The following is a 15,420-nucleotide window of genomic DNA, read 5'->3' as shown; positions in this document are numbered from 1 at the left end:
CCCTGCGCGGGGGCGACACTATATAGGCGTCATCGCGAGTAAAAGGCAGTAACGTGATCCGGTTCATTCTTTCGTTCTTCGGGGCAATTTTCAGTCTCGTGACCTTAGGTATTTTTATGGCCGCGCTGGTCGTTGGCGCGGTGTTCTGGATGTATGGCCGAGACCTGCCCAGCCACGAGTCATTGGCGCAATACAAACCACCGACGATCAGCCGGATTTACTCGGGTGAGGGCCAGCTGATCGACGAATTTGCACAGGAGCGCCGCCTGTTCACGCCGTCCGAGGAAATTCCCGATCTGGTAAAACAGGCGTTTATCTCAGCGGAAGACAAGAATTTCTATACCCATCAGGGCTATGACCCGCGGGGTATCATTGCTGCCGGGGTCGAGGCCGTGCGCACTAAAGGCGAAACCGTTCGTGGTGCGTCAACCATCACGCAGCAGGTGATGAAGAACTTCCTGTTGTCCGGTGACCGCCGGGCCGAGCGCAAGATCAAGGAAATTATCCTCGCCACCCGGCTTGAGGATACCTTGGACAAGGAACAGATCCTCGAGCTGTATATGAACGAGATCTTTCTGGGTCAGAACTCTTATGGTGTGACCGCTGCTGCGCAGACCTATTTCAACAAAACTCTGCAGGAACTGGCCCCGCATGAGGCCGCGATGCTGGCGGCGATGCCCAAGGCTCCATCGGACTACCATCCTGTGCGGCAGAAAGAACGTTTGCTGAACCGCCGCAACTATGTGCTGCGCGAGATGCAACAGAACGGCTATATCGATCAGGCCACCTATGAGACCGAAGTCGAGATGCCTTTGCGGTCGGTTCAGAACGGCGATTTTGAGAGCTTCCGCACTGCACTGCCGCCGCGTGACTATTTCACCGACGAAATCCGTCGCCAGTTGAGCGAGGATTTTGGCGAGGGTGAGTTTTTCACTGGCGGTTTCACCGTACGCGCCTCGGTGGATGAGGAAATGCAGGTCGAAGCGGCGAAAGCCCTGCGCACGGCGCTGCAGAAATACGACCGCTCTCGTGGGCGGTGGCGCGGCACAGGCGAAGTCATCGCCGAGGAGAAGCTGGCGGATGAAGCACAGTGGCGCGAGGCGCTGGCGATCATGGAAATCCCCCGCGACGTGGTGCTGCCGACGCAGTGGTATCCTGCCGTTGTTCTGAACGTGGCCGACCAATCCCTGACCGTCGGGATCGAAGATGGCCCAGCAGATGGCACCGTCCCGCGCGAAGACATCAAGTGGATGCAGGGCAATTTCCAGGACAATTTCAAACGCGGCGATGTCATTCTGGTAATGGCTGGCGAAGAGGGGCAGTGGTCTGCCCGTCAGGTGCCAGAGGTGCAGGGCGGCTTTGTCGCGATGGATGTGAACTCGGGCCGTGTTCTGGCGATGCAGGGCGGGTTCTCGTATCAGGACACCGTGTTCAACCGCGCCACTCAGGCGCAGCGCCAGCCCGGGTCCAGCTTCAAGCCATTCGTTTATGCCGCTGCTCTGGATAGCGGATACAGCCCCGCGACGATCGTTGTGGATGCGCCGATCGAGGTGAATACACCGCAGGGCCTGTGGCGTCCCAAAAACTCGACGAACAAGTTTTATGGTCCGACCCCGTTGCGTACCGGGATCGAACAGTCGCGGAACCTGATGACCATCCGTCTGGCACAAGAAGTCACCATGCCCGTTGTTGCGGGCTATGCCGAGCGGTTTGGCGTATATGATCGGATGGGGGCGTTCCTTGCGAACTCGCTAGGGTCTGAAGAGACTACGCTGTACAAAATGGTCGCTGCCTATGCGATGTTCGCCAATGGTGGCGAGCGGGTTGAACCCACACTGGTTGACCGTATTCAGGACCGGTTCGGCAAGACCATCTATCGCCATGACGATCGCCAGTGTGTCGATTGTAACTCTAGCTGGCTTGAGCCTGATGAATCGCCGACGATCCTCACCGATCGCAGCCAGGTCATGGATGCCATCACCGCCTACCAGTTGACGTCGATGATGAAGGGCGTGGTTGATCGCGGCACTGCATCACGTGTTGTGAACCTGCCCGTGCCCACAGCGGGCAAGACCGGCACCACGAACGAATCCAAGGATGCGTGGTTCATCGGTTTCACCTCAAATATCGTGGCCGGTTGCTACATCGGTTATGACCGCCCGCGCCCGATGGGCCGGGGGGCCTACGGCGGCACCTTGTGCGGCCCTGTGTTCCAAAGCTTTATGGAAAAAGCAGTCGAGAAATACGGCGGTGGCCCGTTCGAGGTGCCTCCGGGTGGCCATTTCATCAAGATTGACCGTTTCAGCGGCGCGCGCCTGCCAGAAGATGCCAGTGGAGAATATGTGGTCGCCGAGTATTTCCGTGATGGCGTGGATGGTTTTATCGATCGCGTCTATGACGGTGGCTTCGCGATGGGATCTGACCTGCCGTTGTTTGAAGAGGCAAGTTCGGGCCGTCAGGTGACCACCTCAACCGGGGATACGATCACCGTTGGGCCCAATGCCAGCCAGGGCGATCTGCAGGGCGGCGGGCTTTACTGATCCGCCCAAGTTTCCCGGCTCAGTCGTCTTGTGGTGCCTCGCACCTCTTGCTATCACGCACACCTGATTGAGCAAGTTGGGACCTGACCATGCGCGCCGAAACCCAGAATATTGTGGCGGAAATCGAAAAGTCGCTGGAGCTGCTGGCGCAGCGCATGGACTATGAAACAGCGCCGCACCGGTTGGAGGAATTCAACGCGCGTGTTGAAGATCCGAACCTGTGGGACAATCCCGAGAACGCGCAGAAATTGATGCGCGAACGGCAGTTGCTGGTCGATGCCATCGAGACCTACGAATCCATCAAGACCGATCTCAGCGACAATATCGAGCTGATCGAACTGGGCGAGATGGAAGAGGACGAAGAGGTCGTAACCGACGCCGAAGAAGCGATCAAAAAGCTGCAGACCAAGGCCGCAAAGAAAGAGCTTGAGGCGCTGCTTGATGGCGAAGCGGACGGCAATGATACCTTCCTTGAGATCAACTCGGGCGCGGGCGGTACGGAAAGCTGCGACTGGGCCTCGATGCTGGCGCGGATGTATGTCCGCTGGGCCGAGAAAAAGGGCTATACGGTCGAACTGCAATCCGAGACAGCGGGGGAAGAGGCGGGGATCAAGTCCGCCGCCTACAAGATCACTGGCCACAACGCCTATGGCTGGTTGAAATCGGAAAGTGGCGTGCACCGTCTGGTGCGTATCTCTCCGTTCGACTCGGCGGCCAAGCGGCATACCTCGTTCAGTTCGGTCTGGGTTTATCCTGTGGTGGACGACAATATCGAGATCGAGGTGAACCCATCGGATATCCGCGTTGATACCTACCGGTCCTCGGGCGCGGGTGGTCAGCACGTGAACACGACGGACTCGGCGGTTCGGATTACGCATATTCCAACCGGAATTGTGGTGACCAGTTCCGAGAAATCGCAGCACCAGAACCGAGATATTGCCATGAAGGCGCTGAAATCACGGCTGTACCAGCAAGAGCTGGATCGCAGAAACGCCGAGATTAACGCCGCCCACGAAGCCAAGGGTGATGCGGGCTGGGGCAACCAGATCCGGTCTTACGTGCTGCAGCCCTATCAGATGGTCAAAGACTTGCGGACCAATCACGAGACATCGGACACCAAGGGTGTGCTGGATGGTGATCTGGATGGTTTCATGGCGGCGACACTGGCCCTGAATGTCTCGGGCAAAAGCCGGTCCGAGGCACAGGGCGACGGCTAATTGCGGCAGTCCCTGACCTCGGCTGTGAACCTGATCAAGGGCCACTGGCAATTGATCGCAATTGTCGCGTTGGTGTTTGTGTTCTGGAACACGATGCTGGTGCTTCCGTTGAAAATCCTGGTTGTGTTCCTGCATGAGCTTTCGCATGCCGGTGCCATTATCCTGACCGGTGGTTCGGTTGAAAGTTTCTCGGTCTCTCCACAACAAGGTGGCCTGGTTATTGGCCGAGGAGGCAATCGGTTTGTCAGTCTGTCAGCGGGATATCTTGGGTCCTTGATGCTTGGGATGGGCCTGCTGATGATCGCCCTGCGCACCAATGCCGATCGGGCTGCGCTTGGTCTCTTTGGGGGAGTCATGCTGATTGTTGCGCTCCTGTATATCCGGGAACCGTTTGCCATGGCGTTCAGCGCGGGCTGTGGAGCGGTGATGCTGGCCACCGCGTGGTTCCTGAACCGCAACCTGTGTGATCTGATTCTACGGGTCATCGGGCTGACCAGCATGATCTACGTTCCGTTTGACATTTTCGATGACACGATCCGACGCGCGGGATTGCGATCAGATGCATATATGCTGGCTGAAGAATTCGGCGGAACCACCATGATGTGGGGCGGGTTGTGGCTGGTGCTTAGTCTGGTGATGATCGTCTTTGGTCTGAAGAATGTGCTGGGCCGCAATAGCAATGTGCGGATCGACCTCAGGATCAGATGATGCGCGCTCTTGCGCCGCTCTTCTTCGCGAAATTCTAAAAAGATACATTTAAACAGTGGCTTTAAATGGTCCGAGCACGTCGCTAGGCTGATGACGAGCAGCCAAAGGACCAACCCGCATGGATTTGACCAGAGCATCCGCGACGGACATTCTTGACGCCTTGTCCCGCCGACAGCTTTCAGCTGCAGAACTGATGCGCGCGACGCTGGATCGGATCGCCCAGGTGAACGGTGAGGTAAACGCGATTGTCGCGCTGCGGGATGAAGACGCTTTGATGGCCGAGGCGCGGGCGGCGGATGCCGCGTCACCTCGCGGCGCGCTGCACGGGTTGCCGATAGCGGTGAAAGATCTGGTAAATGTGGCAGGGATCACTTCGACGCAGGGTTCGCCATTGTTCAAGGATCATGTGCCGCAAACTGACGATCTGCTGGCCGCCCGGCTAAGGGCTGCTGGGGCAATTCTGATCGGTAAGACCAACACGCCGGAATTCGGACTGGGTTCGCACACGTTCAATCCTGTCTATGGTGCAACACGCAACCCTTATGATCCCACGAAAACCTGTGGAGGTTCGTCGGGCGGTGCAGCAGTGGCGTTGGCGACGGGAATGCTGGCGCTGGCGGACGGCTCGGACATGATGGGCAGCCTGCGCAACCCGGCCGCATGGAACAACGTATACGGGTTCAGGCCAAGTTGGGGGCGCGTTCCGTCTGAGCCAGTGGGGGACGGTTATCTGCATCAGCTTTCAACTCTGGGGCCTATGGCGCGCAGCCCTGAAGACATCGGGCTATTGCTTGACGTCATATCCGGCCCCGATCCAAGGATGCCATTAAGCACAGAGGTCGAGCGCGTGTCGCCCGTTCAAGCGGCTGATCTGACAGGGATGCGCATAGGCTGGTTGGGCGACTGGGGCGGGGCGTTTCCGTGCGAAGAGGGTATCCTCGCGCTATGCCGCGATGCGTTGCACGTTTTCGAAGAACGCGGTGCGCGCGTTGAGGCGCTTGCACCACCGTTTGACGCGGACCTGATCTGGGACAGTTGGATTACTCTGCGCTCCTGGTCAGTGGCCGCAGGGTTGGAGCCTTTGGCCAAGAAGAAATCATCACTCAAAGATACCGCGCAATGGGAGTTGGAGCGCGGCCTGGCGCTCAGCGCGATGGATGTGCACCGGGCCAGTGTGAACCGGTCTGACTGGCACAAGCGGGCGGTGGAGCTTTTCGAAGACTATGACGCCTTGGTGTTGCCCGCAGCGCAGGTCTGGCCGTTCGAGCTCGAAACGCCGTACCCAACCGAAATCAAGGGGCAGGGGATGGATACCTACCATCGCTGGATGCAGGTCGTGACACCCGTCAGCCTTTTGGGGTTGCCCTGTCTGGGTGCGCCTGTCGGTTTTGGAGCACAAGGGCTGCCGATGGGAATGCAGCTGTTCGGTCCGCGTGGTGCAGATGCGCGGATCTTGTCGATTGGGGCGGCATATCATTCTGCAACGCTTTGGCCTCAGAAACGACCCGCCATGTAGAACAACCGCCCGGGAGGAGAAAACAAGAATGGACAAACCCTTTGGTGTGCCGACGCTGAAACCCGTTGATACCGCGATGCTGAAAGAAGCGTTACGCCGAGCTTGGCAGGATTATCGCCGCGCGCCGCTTTTTGGGCTTCTGTTCGCAGGCTTCTACGTGCTGGCCGGGTGGCTGATGGCGTGGGTCACGCTGCAGACGGGAACGTCGTTCTGGCTGGTTTTGGCCGCGATCGGCTTTCCCCTGATCGGGCCGTTTGCTGCCGTGGGATTGTATGAGGTCTCGCACCGGCTGGAACAGGGTGAGCCGTTGAATCCCGGTGCGATCTTCGGCGTGGTCATACAGCAAAGCCGAAGGCAACTGCCGTCGATCTGCGCCATTATCGTGGTGATCTTTCTGTTCTGGTTCTTTCTGGGCCACATGATCTTTGCCCTGTTCATGGGGCTGTCGACGATGACCAACATTTCAACATCATTTGAGGTATTCCTGACCCCGAATGGGCTGAGCATGTTGGTATTGGGCACACTGGTCGGGGCCGTATTTGCAATCATTCTGTACATGATCACCGTGCTGTCGATTCCTATGCTGCTGGATCGTGAGCTGGATTTTGTGACCGCGATGATCACCAGCTTTGCCTATGTCAAAGCGAACATGGGTGTGATGCTGGCGTGGGGGGCCTTCATCGCGATCATCACTTTTTTGGCGATGATCCCTTGGTTCCTGGGCCTGTTTATCGTCCTGCCTTTGCTGGGGCATGCCAGCTGGCATCTTTATCGCTTGATCTTGGACAACGATCCGTCCGGGGCTGCTCAGCCGACACCCTCTTAAATCTGTCCGTTTAAGTCAGGCCCTGATGAATTGTGCGCCTTTCGGGCCGATTGCAGTGCTGCGGACAAATCATGCCCAAGGTGATGCAGCGTAAGCCGTCTTACATCGGATCCACTGCCACCGGCCAACCGATACACATAACCCGACCATTCCTGAGGTGCCCATTCAGGCGGAAGGTTCAGAACCATCATTCTGCAATCCTGTGCGCCGGGCCGGGACATCAATGCGCAGACTTGTCCGCCGATGTGAGAAACGATGCCCTGAACCTCACGCATGGGCGCGGAGCATTTCGGCATATGGGACAAGGGCTCATAGCTGCGCAGCAAGGTGCAATGCCTAATGCGGCGGATAAACAGCAGCCGGTGCAGTGTTGGTTCGCGTCGGTTTGGCGGGGCCTCAGCGGCGTGATAAAATCCGGTCGCCATGGTTTTTTCTGGCCCGGTGACGAGAAATCGATCGATGATTTCTGATGCGGGATGAGCGGCGACCGGTTCTATTTCATCCAAAGGTTTCAGCAGGATACGCGCGTCGATATCGAAGAATCGACACATCCGGTCCAGCACATCCGGCCTGGGAAAACTTTCACCTGACAGATAGCGATTAAACTGCGTTCGATTGATGCCCAATTGGCGGCAAAGCTCTGAAACCGACCGATAACTGTTTGCGAGCTGCCTAAGGTTGGCTCCGAACATGCTGCGCAATTCTGCGGGGCTGCGATTGATGTCGGTCACTTCTGTCCCAGATTTCCGTTTGTATCTTCAGCAAAAACAGGTTTAGGGCGGCACAGCGACCGCGCAGTATTCAGAAATCGTAAAGTTGACCCCAACGGGTGCTGCAAAGCGCCTCGCTACGCGTCACAGGCTAGTCTGATGATAAGCAAAATCAATAGGCTTTCAGCCTATTTGCATGATCTTTTTCATGCTGTTGCTCATATATGATGAACGCATTAAGCCTTTTTGACGTTAGCAGGGCACCATGGCCAAGCAGGCCGCCGCCCCAAAATTGAATTCAGTCCCAGGGCGGAAATGGAGCTTAGTCACCGCGCAACAGGGCTGCAACTCCGGTACGGGCGATTTCAATCAAGCCAAGAGGGCGCATCAGATCGGCAAAGGCATCGATCTTGTCCGGTGCACCGGTGATCTCGAAGATGAACGAATTCAGCGTACTATCGACGACATTGGCCCGGAAAATGTCGGCCAGTCGCAGGGCTTCGACCCGTTTGTCGCCTTCACCGACAACCTTTATGATCGCCAGCTCGCGCTCGACCGAAGCACCTTCGACGGTCAGATCATGCACGTCACGGACCGACACGATGCGTCCAAGCTGCGCCTTGATCTGCTCAATCACTTGCGGGGTGCCGGTGGTGACGATGGTAATTCGGCTGAGATGCCCGGTATGGTCAACCTCGGCAACCGTTAGACTTTCAATATTATAGCCACGACCCGAGAACAGACCAATTACGCGGGCCAGAACCCCCGGTTCGTTTTCAACCAGCACCGCGATCGTGTGTTGTTCCTGCACGTCCGAGAATGTTGGGCGTAGGTTATATGCAGAATGGCGGGTGGAGCCTTTGACGATGTTTAGCGGAGTCATTGATAGACCTCATCTTGGACATAAGTTTCTTCGGGCTTTCGTAGCGCAGAGATCAGCGCTTGGAGGCAAACTACGCAAGCCAGTATTAGGATCGGGGCAAACACGAGGCGCAAAGACAATATCTCGGTCATCTTGAAAAGCACCATATGTGTTGCTGGTCCGATACCGATCCACATTGCGGCGGCCAGTACCAGACGCCATGGAGAAGTTGTCAGGACGCCAGCTCGAAGCAGGAACAATGCAACGATTGCAAGCAGCCCAGATTCATAGAACCAGAAGTACGGTGTAGACATGGAAATACCCAGAAAGAGCACCGCTACCCGCAAGTCAAAACCTACCCTTGGGCTGCGCCATGCAACGAAGACTGCAATTCCAGACAATACTGTCAAAGTCCATTGCATCGCAAGCGCGAGCCTTTCTGGCACACCGATGCTGGCCAGCAAGGAATAAGGGCTAAGCATGACCGTATTCAGGTGGATTGAGCTTCGTATCTCTTCAAAGTGAACGCCCATCATGTTGCGCATTTCGGTCCAATATTCGACGCCAACGACCAGAGTGGCCAGAACGGACAAGACCACCGTCGTGACCGTTGCTGATATGATCGTCTTCCACGCACCGCTTGCCAAAAGCGCAAGCGGTATGAGCAGGCCGAGTTGGGGTTTAAGCGTCAGCAATCCAATAAAGAACCCTGCTAGTACGAAGCGGTCGTTCTTTAGCGCCGCTAGTGCGGCCAGAAGGCCTGCTGCCCAAAGGGTTGTGGTCTGCCCCATATACAAGTTTGGCAACATGGCGGGGGAGAGTGCAAAAGCAAACCAAACCGGTACGATTCCGCAGGAAAATGGCCGCACAGCAAGAAACATCGCGACAATTGAAATCGCTGTGAAAATCGCCCAAGCCGGAGAAAACGACAATGCCCCGAGTGGTTGGAGTGCGACAAGGAATGAGGGAGGATAAGACCAAGGCATCCAATCGTCTTCCTTGGACGCTTCGTGTATTTCCGACAATCTGTCGATATCAAATGCCGCAAGCGGTTCGCCTAAATGCGCGAGGTGACCTGCAGCCCAGAACACCTTGAAATCAACGGATAACGCCATTTTTCCTTGATCAACAACGGCATACCAGCCTGTGCCGACCCAGAACAATATCAACGCTAGAACGAAGAGTGGTACCATGAGCCCCACTTGCCAACCGCGACGGCCGGCGAATATCGACAAATTCTCTTCCGGGCTCGAAGCTCTGGCTGAGAACTGACTGCTGAGATCACACATGATCTAACCCTTTTTCATGTCACGTGCGGTGACCTTAGCTCCGGCATTTGACCTAGATGTGGCAAAGCGGTGCTCAAACGAGCACAGCTCCACCAGCTTGAATAACACCTTGCGTTTCGGCTTCGCCCAGCAGCATCTCATTGTGGGCCTTGCCCGATGGGATCATCGGGAAGCAATTCTCGTGCTTTTCGACCACGCAGTCGAAGATGACCGGACCGTCGTAATTGATCATCTCCATGATCGCGTCGTCCAGATCGGCCGGGTCGGAACACAGGATACCCTTGGCACCAAAGGCTTCAGCGAGCTTGACGAAATCAGGCAGGGCCTCGGACCACGAATGCGAATAGCGTTCGCCGTGCAGCAGTTCTTGCCATTGTCGTACCATTCCAAGCCGCTCGTTATTCAGAATGAACTGTTTCACGGGCAGGCGGTATTGCGCGGCCGTGCCCATTTCCTGCATGTTCATCAGCCACGAGGCCTCACCAGCCACGTTGATGACCAGCGCATCGGGATGTGCCATTTGCACACCGATCGAGGCGGGGAAACCATAGCCCATAGTGCCCAGCCCGCCCGAAGTCATCCAGCGGTTGGGGTCTTCAAATCCCAGGTATTGCGCCGCCCACATCTGGTGCTGTCCAACCTCGGTCGTGACATAGCGGTCATATTTCTTCGTCAGCTCTTCAAGCCGTTGCAGCGCGTATTGCGGCTTGATGGTCTTCTCGCTGTTTGTGAAGGCAAGGCAGTTGACGTTGCGCCATTCGTTAATCTGGTCTTGCCACTGCTTGATATTGGCAGCGTCTGTTTTGCGACCGCGTGCTTTCCAGACTTTCAGAATATCCTCAAGCACGTGGGCAACATCGCCAACTATTGGGATGTCGACACGGATAACTTTGTTGATCGACGAAGGGTCGATATCTACATGGGCTTTGATTGAGTTCGGCGAGAACGCATCGATCCGGCCGGTGATACGGTCATCAAATCGCGCGCCGATGTTTATCATCAGATCGCAATCATGCATCGCCATGTTGGCCTCGTAGAGCCCATGCATCCCAAGCATGCCGATCCAGTTTTCGCCCGAGGCCGGATAGGCCCCAAGCCCCATCAGAGTCGAAGTGATCGGAAAGCCGGTTGCATCCACCAGTTCGCGCAGCAGCTGGCTGGCAGCCGGGCCCGAGTTGATGACGCCGCCGCCGGTGTAGAACACTGGCTTCTTCGCGGTCTCGATTGCTGCAACAAGCTCCGTGATTTCTTCCAGATCGCCCTTCAATACTGGCTGATAGTGAGAGGTCGACGGTTTTGGCGTGGTGTATTCACCCGAGGCGAACTGAACGTCCTTCGGAATGTCAACGAGCACGGGGCCGGGGCGACCGGAAGTGGCCACATGGAAGGCCTCGTGCATAGTTGCCGCCAGCGAGTCCGTATCCTTCACCAACCAGTTGTGCTTGGTGCAGGGGCGCGTGATGCCCACAGTGTCGGCTTCCTGAAAGGCGTCAGAGCCAATCATGAAGGTCGGAACCTGCCCGGTCAGAACGACAATCGGGATCGAGTCCAGCAACGCATCGGTCAGGCCGGTCACCGCATTGGTCGCGCCGGGGCCCGACGTTACCAGCGCAACGCCCGGCTTGCCGGTTGACCGGGCATAACCTTCGGCTGCGTGCACAGCACCTTGTTCGTGGCGCACCAGAATGTGACGGATGTCATTTTGCAGAAAGATCTCGTCATAGATCGGTAGGACGGCGCCACCGGGGTATCCGAATACCGTGTCCACGCCCTGATCCTTGAGGGCTTGAACTACCATCTTTGCGCCGGTCATCTCACGTGTCATCTGCTTTGCTCCGTTCGCGACATGTGTCTTGCGTGTTGCCAAAAAAAAGCCCCCGAGATTTTCGGAGGCGCATGGGTTCGATTATGGTTTACCGTTACCGGCCCATGCGCGTGTTTCCTACGATTACGACTAGCGCTTTCATCGCCAGAGGCTCCTTCTTTGCGTGCAGGGACATTATGGTTGAGGGGAAGGGGCGTCAACAGGCAAATACAAAAATATTGTAAGTCTGGGCTTGTGGGATTTGATATTTTGTTGCGCAAAATGACGCAGGTCGAGAAATATCCGCGAAAATTCGCCGTACATTGGTGGGCGATCGGGTGATCAACAGTGGTCTGATTGCGTCAGGCCCATGTCTGAAACAGACCAGAGCAGCGCCCGATGCTGAGGCAGGCTGGTGAAAACAGCGCTAAATCGGGAGGTCAGACATGCTGCACGATCTTGTGGATCTGGGGCGCTATCCGATCGATCGGCCTGATTCATACGGGTACAGGCAGCTGATCGCGGACCTGAGGCGGGATCTGGAAGTTGATGGATGTGCGGTCCTCCCCGGCTTTGTGCATGAAGATGGCCTAGGGAAACTGATCGCTGAAGCCGATCACGTCGCTCCCAAAGCGCATCGCTCGTTCAATCGCACGAATGCCTATTTTACGCAGGATGATCCCAGTTACGGGATCGGTCATCCAATCCGACGTTTTTATGACCGATCAAACGCCTTTGTTCCGGCTGACAACTTCCCTGTCACAAGCCCGCTGCGGCGTATTTATCAGTATGAAGGTTTCATGCCTTTCATCCGCATGGCTTTGAACGAGCCGGAGGATCGGTTCTTCCGATATGATGACCCGTTGGCGGATGTGATCATCAATGTGGTCGAGAAGGGAGGCGGCTTTCCGTGGCATTTTGACACCAATAATTACACCGTGACGCTGGCAATCCAGAATGGCGAGGAGGGCGGTGCATTCGAATACGCACCCAATCTGCGGACCAGTGAAGACGAGAATTTCAAAGGCGTCGCTGCGATTTTGGATGGCAGCAGGAGGGGCGTACACCAACTGGAACTGCAACCGGGCGACCTGCAGATATTCAAGGGGCGCTATGCCTTGCACCGGGTAGCGCCGGTTGAAGGACAACGGAAACGCTATGTTGGTATCTTTTCGTTTGTCGAAACCGAAGGCATGTGTGGTGGGGTGGAGCGGACCCGTCAACTCTATGGCCGTGTGCTGCCGCATCATTATGAGCGTGAAGGGTTGCGGGGTGATCAACTGCTTGACTGATTTGTGCTAGTCTCGGGCCCGAGGTTGGAAGAGGGCTGTTTTGATGCAGATATTACAACTTACACCATTTGTCCTTTGTTCTTCTTTGGACGCGCAGATTGAGTTCTACACTCAGCGGCTTGGGTTTTCCTGCACATTCAGGCAGGACAATTATGCCTTTTTGCGCCGTGATCCTGTGGCGATCCGATTATTGGAATGTCCACCGCGTCAGGATGGGCGCGCATTGGGGGATGAGCAGTCGTTCTATGTTGACGTCAAAGGAATCGACAGCCTGTTCGAAAGCCTGCGCCCCGGGTTGGAGGAACTGCCTGAAGGGCGGGTGCGCCCGCCATTCGATCAGCCCTATCAGCAGCGCGAATTTCATGTCCTCGATGAAGACGGGACTTTGGTGTTCTTTGGTGAAGATATCAGTGAACGCGGCAGCGGGTAGTGCTCCCGCCCGACTTCAATGTGCCGTTGGCACATCTCCTTCGGTTGGACCGGGCAGCGCGTTTCGCGCTGCGGTCATAGCCCGGGGCTGGTGCCCTGCAGGACGCCATGCTCCAGGGCATAGCGGGTCAAGCCGGCGGTCGAGGAGATGCCAAGTTTGCGCTTGATGTTCTTGCGATGCGTCTCAACCGTGCGCACCGAAATGTCCAGCGCCAGTGCCACCTCTTTGTTGGATTTACCCTGCGCCAATTCCAGCAGGATTGTCTGTTCCCGGCCGGTCAGCGCCTCGCGCGTGTTGCCGTCCTTGGGCTCCAGCGAGCCGCTGGCCCCGGTACAAAGATACCGCTCGCCCCGCATCACGGCATCGATGGCTTGCTTGATCTCTTCGGTGGGAACGTCCTTGAGGATATAGCCTTTGGCGCCGTGGCTGAGCGCGGTTGAGATGTATTCGGGACTGTCATGCATCGACAGGATCAGAACGCGGGTTTTGGGCAGGCGCTCTAAAATGATCTCGGTGGCGTTCAACCCGCTCAGGCCGGGCATATTGAGATCCATCAGGATCACGTCCGGCTGCAGGTGGGTTGCTCGATCGACAGCTTCTTGTCCGTTGGAAAGTGTGCCGACAACTTCGATCTCATCATAGCTTTCCAGCAGAGACTGAATGCCTTCGGCGACCATGGGGTGATCGTCGACAATAAGGACCCGGATGATTGAGTCGGACATCAGATACCGGCCTTTCGTTTTGGCGTTGGGTCTTCCTGTGGTGGCAGCATATGACTGAGCGGCAAGCTGACCTCAATCACGGTGCCGCTGCGCCCGCCGCGCGATGAGAGGATGCGTAGAGTGCCGTCAAGCTGTTCGATCCGTTCCTGCATGTTGCGTAGCCCGATTCCGGTGCTGACATGGCCTGGTTCGTTCCGCAACCCGCGACCATTGTCCGTAATCCGCATCGTGGCGCCTTTCTTATGACCCCGCAGGTCAATGGTAACACGGGTTGCTCCCGAGTGGCGCTCGATATTGGTCAGGGCTTCCTGCGCAATACGGTAGAGGGCAATCTTGCTGTCTTGATCCAATCGGTTTCGGAACACCACGGTTGAGAAATCGGTTTCAATACCCGTGCGTTCACTGAAATCGTCGGTCAAAGCCTTGAGCGCTGGCCCAAGCCCCAGATCATCCAGAACACCCGGACGCAGGTCGCGGCTGATGCGGCGAACCTCGGTGATGGCGGTGGCCAGATTGTCGATACCTGTTTGCAATGGTTCCTGCGCCGACTCGTCATCCCCGCGGATCAGACGTCGTCGGGCGTTGTCCAGTGCATAGCGTACGCCAACCAGAATCTGGCTGATGCCGTCATGCAATTCGCGGGCGACGCGCCCGCGCTCTTCTTCCTGAGCGTCCAGTACCCGCTGTGTCAGTTCTTTAAGCTTGGCATCAGCCAGCCGCCGTTCGCGGAAGTTCAGCAACATGCCCGAGGCAAAGACAATCAGAACAGCGGCCAGAACAATGCCTCCGATATAAAGGAATGTGCGCTGCACGCGGGCCTCAACCTCAGCCCGGGCATTGGCGACGGTGGCAACGATGTCATCGATGAACACACCCGTGCCCACCACCCAGCGCCAGTCCTGTAGGCCAACAACATAGGCGATCATCTGAGCCTCTTCACCGGTCGATGGTTTTTGCCACATAAAGCTGTGCCAGCCTGCACCCTGTCGGGCGAGCGTGATAAACTCATCCACAATCGGGGTGCCATCGCTGTCGGTCAGATCGGCCCAGTTGCGATTGATGAATTCGGTCTGGCGCGGGCTGACGAGGTTGTTGCCGTCATAGTCATAGACAAAGAAGAACCCGTCCTTGCCGTAAATCATCGCCGACAGAATCTGGGTCACGAGGTTTTTTGCGATTTCGTCATCCGGGGAGGCGCGACCGTAAATATAGGCAAACCCGTTCCGCGCCTGGGTCACGTAATTACGCAGCTCTTCTTTTTTGGCTTCGATCAGGCGGCGCTCGAGGGCCTGTATCTCACTCTCGGCGGTCGCGCGCGATTCATAAGCGACCACCATTGCAATGGCCGCAACCGCTGCGATCAGCGGGATTGCGGCAACCAGCGACAGTTTTTGCGCATAGGTTAGCGAGATTAGGTTCCGGATTCCTCCCATGTTCGAATCGATACGCAAGCTGCCGGCAAATTGCAAAAAATTTGGAAGAACACAGTGCTCGGCCACAGTGA

General features: G+C 56.7%; 13 protein-coding genes. 7 read left to right on the top strand and 6 right to left on the bottom strand.

The features are described from left to right. Nucleotides 1-53 precede the first annotated feature (53 nt). The 5 genes from ACR0BT_RS04155 to ACR0BT_RS04135 all read left to right on the top strand — a co-directional run bounded on the left by ACR0BT_RS04155 (nt 54) and on the right by ACR0BT_RS04135 (nt 6,807). Nucleotides 54-2,540 carry a PBP1A family penicillin-binding protein gene (locus ACR0BT_RS04155; RefSeq protein WP_170396564.1) on the top strand — a complete coding sequence of 829 codons (2,487 nt, stop codon included), beginning with the start codon at nt 54-56 and terminating at the stop codon, nt 2,538-2,540. A gap of 89 nt (nt 2,541-2,629) precedes the next feature. Then, nucleotides 2,630-3,757 carry a peptide chain release factor 2 gene (prfB, locus tag ACR0BT_RS04150; RefSeq protein ID WP_170566005.1) on the top strand — a complete coding sequence of 376 codons (1,128 nt, stop codon included), beginning with the start codon at nt 2,630-2,632 and terminating at the stop codon, nt 3,755-3,757. Further along, complete coding sequence (locus tag ACR0BT_RS04145) at nt 3,758-4,465, top strand: M50 family metallopeptidase (protein ID WP_223117911.1); 708 nt, start codon at nt 3,758-3,760, stop codon at nt 4,463-4,465. A 118-nt stretch (nt 4,466-4,583) separates the two neighbouring features. Continuing rightward, nucleotides 4,584-5,981 (top strand): amidase, encoded by a 1,398-nt coding sequence (locus tag ACR0BT_RS04140; RefSeq protein ID WP_480585325.1) that lies wholly within the window; start codon nt 4,584-4,586, stop codon nt 5,979-5,981. A gap of 28 nt (nt 5,982-6,009) precedes the next feature. Further along, on the top strand, nt 6,010-6,807 hold the full coding sequence (locus tag ACR0BT_RS04135; RefSeq protein ID WP_170396570.1) for a DUF2189 domain-containing protein: 798 nt from the start codon (nt 6,010-6,012) through the stop codon (nt 6,805-6,807). Here ACR0BT_RS04135 and ACR0BT_RS04130 read toward each other — a convergent pair. From ACR0BT_RS04130 to ACR0BT_RS04115, 4 genes are all read right to left on the bottom strand, one after another. Next, nucleotides 6,804-7,499: a helix-turn-helix domain-containing protein gene (locus tag ACR0BT_RS04130; RefSeq protein ID WP_480762689.1), complete on the bottom strand. Its 696-nt coding sequence runs from the start codon at nt 7,497-7,499 to the stop codon at nt 6,804-6,806. The two genes, ACR0BT_RS04135 and ACR0BT_RS04130, sit on opposite strands and share 4 nt — an antisense overlap. 340 nt (nt 7,500-7,839) lie before the next feature. Next, nucleotides 7,840-8,400: an acetolactate synthase small subunit gene (gene ilvN / locus ACR0BT_RS04125; RefSeq protein WP_170396580.1), complete on the bottom strand. Its 561-nt coding sequence runs from the start codon at nt 8,398-8,400 to the stop codon at nt 7,840-7,842. Beyond that, nucleotides 8,397-9,572, bottom strand: a complete 1,176-nt coding sequence (locus tag ACR0BT_RS04120; RefSeq protein ID WP_480762584.1) for a glycosyltransferase family 87 protein — start codon at nt 9,570-9,572, stop codon at nt 8,397-8,399. The genes ilvN and ACR0BT_RS04120 overlap by 4 nt, the downstream gene beginning before the upstream one ends. 169 nt (nt 9,573-9,741) lie before the next feature. Further along, on the bottom strand, nt 9,742-11,493 hold the full coding sequence (locus tag ACR0BT_RS04115) for an acetolactate synthase 3 large subunit (protein WP_170598101.1): 1,752 nt from the start codon (nt 11,491-11,493) through the stop codon (nt 9,742-9,744). A gap of 425 nt (nt 11,494-11,918) precedes the next feature. On the opposite strand from ACR0BT_RS04115, the gene ACR0BT_RS04110 reads away from it, so the two are divergent. Both ACR0BT_RS04110 and ACR0BT_RS04105 read left to right on the top strand, forming a co-directional pair. Continuing rightward, nucleotides 11,919-12,764: a HalD/BesD family halogenase gene (locus ACR0BT_RS04110; protein ID WP_170396586.1), complete on the top strand. Its 846-nt coding sequence runs from the start codon at nt 11,919-11,921 to the stop codon at nt 12,762-12,764. 43 nt (nt 12,765-12,807) lie between these two features. Beyond that, nucleotides 12,808-13,194: a bleomycin resistance protein gene (locus ACR0BT_RS04105; protein ID WP_255612071.1), complete on the top strand. Its 387-nt coding sequence runs from the start codon at nt 12,808-12,810 to the stop codon at nt 13,192-13,194. Nucleotides 13,195-13,268: 74 nt separating this feature from the next. On the opposite strand, the gene ACR0BT_RS04100 is transcribed toward ACR0BT_RS04105, so the two are convergent. Beyond that, complete coding sequence (locus tag ACR0BT_RS04100; protein ID WP_170396590.1) at nt 13,269-13,916, bottom strand: response regulator transcription factor; 648 nt, start codon at nt 13,914-13,916, stop codon at nt 13,269-13,271. Then, nucleotides 13,916-15,349, bottom strand: a complete 1,434-nt coding sequence (locus ACR0BT_RS04095; RefSeq protein ID WP_170396592.1) for a cache domain-containing protein — start codon at nt 15,347-15,349, stop codon at nt 13,916-13,918. Before ACR0BT_RS04095 ends, ACR0BT_RS04100 begins: the two co-directional genes overlap by 1 nt. Nucleotides 15,350-15,420 lie beyond the last annotated feature (71 nt).

This window comes from Ruegeria sp. CJ6 (assembly GCF_056536665.1).
Note: the sequence above shows the minus strand (reverse complement) of the source record. Positions and strands in the feature narration are given on the sequence as shown.

Excerpts from the sequence above, each read along its gene's own strand:
- ACR0BT_RS04130 (WP_480762689.1), bottom strand. The coding sequence starts at position 7,499 with ATGTTCGGAGCCAACCTTAGGCAGCTCGCAAACAGTTATCGGTCGGTT.
- prfB (WP_170566005.1), top strand. The coding sequence starts at position 2,630 with ATGCGCGCCGAAACCCAGAATATTGTGGCGGAAATCGAAAAGTCGCTG.
- ACR0BT_RS04120 (WP_480762584.1), bottom strand. The coding sequence starts at position 9,572 with ATGGTACCACTCTTCGTTCTAGCGTTGATATTGTTCTGGGTCGGCACA.
- ilvN (WP_170396580.1), bottom strand. The coding sequence starts at position 8,400 with ATGACTCCGCTAAACATCGTCAAAGGCTCCACCCGCCATTCTGCATAT.
- ACR0BT_RS04140 (WP_480585325.1), top strand. The coding sequence starts at position 4,584 with ATGGATTTGACCAGAGCATCCGCGACGGACATTCTTGACGCCTTGTCC.
- ACR0BT_RS04105 (WP_255612071.1), top strand. The coding sequence starts at position 12,808 with ATGCAGATATTACAACTTACACCATTTGTCCTTTGTTCTTCTTTGGAC.
- ACR0BT_RS04095 (WP_170396592.1), bottom strand. The coding sequence starts at position 15,349 with ATGGGAGGAATCCGGAACCTAATCTCGCTAACCTATGCGCAAAAACTG.
- ACR0BT_RS04115 (WP_170598101.1), bottom strand. The coding sequence starts at position 11,493 with ATGACACGTGAGATGACCGGCGCAAAGATGGTAGTTCAAGCCCTCAAG.
- ACR0BT_RS04100 (WP_170396590.1), bottom strand. The coding sequence starts at position 13,916 with ATGTCCGACTCAATCATCCGGGTCCTTATTGTCGACGATCACCCCATG.
- ACR0BT_RS04110 (WP_170396586.1), top strand. The coding sequence starts at position 11,919 with ATGCTGCACGATCTTGTGGATCTGGGGCGCTATCCGATCGATCGGCCT.
- ACR0BT_RS04135 (WP_170396570.1), top strand. The coding sequence starts at position 6,010 with ATGGACAAACCCTTTGGTGTGCCGACGCTGAAACCCGTTGATACCGCG.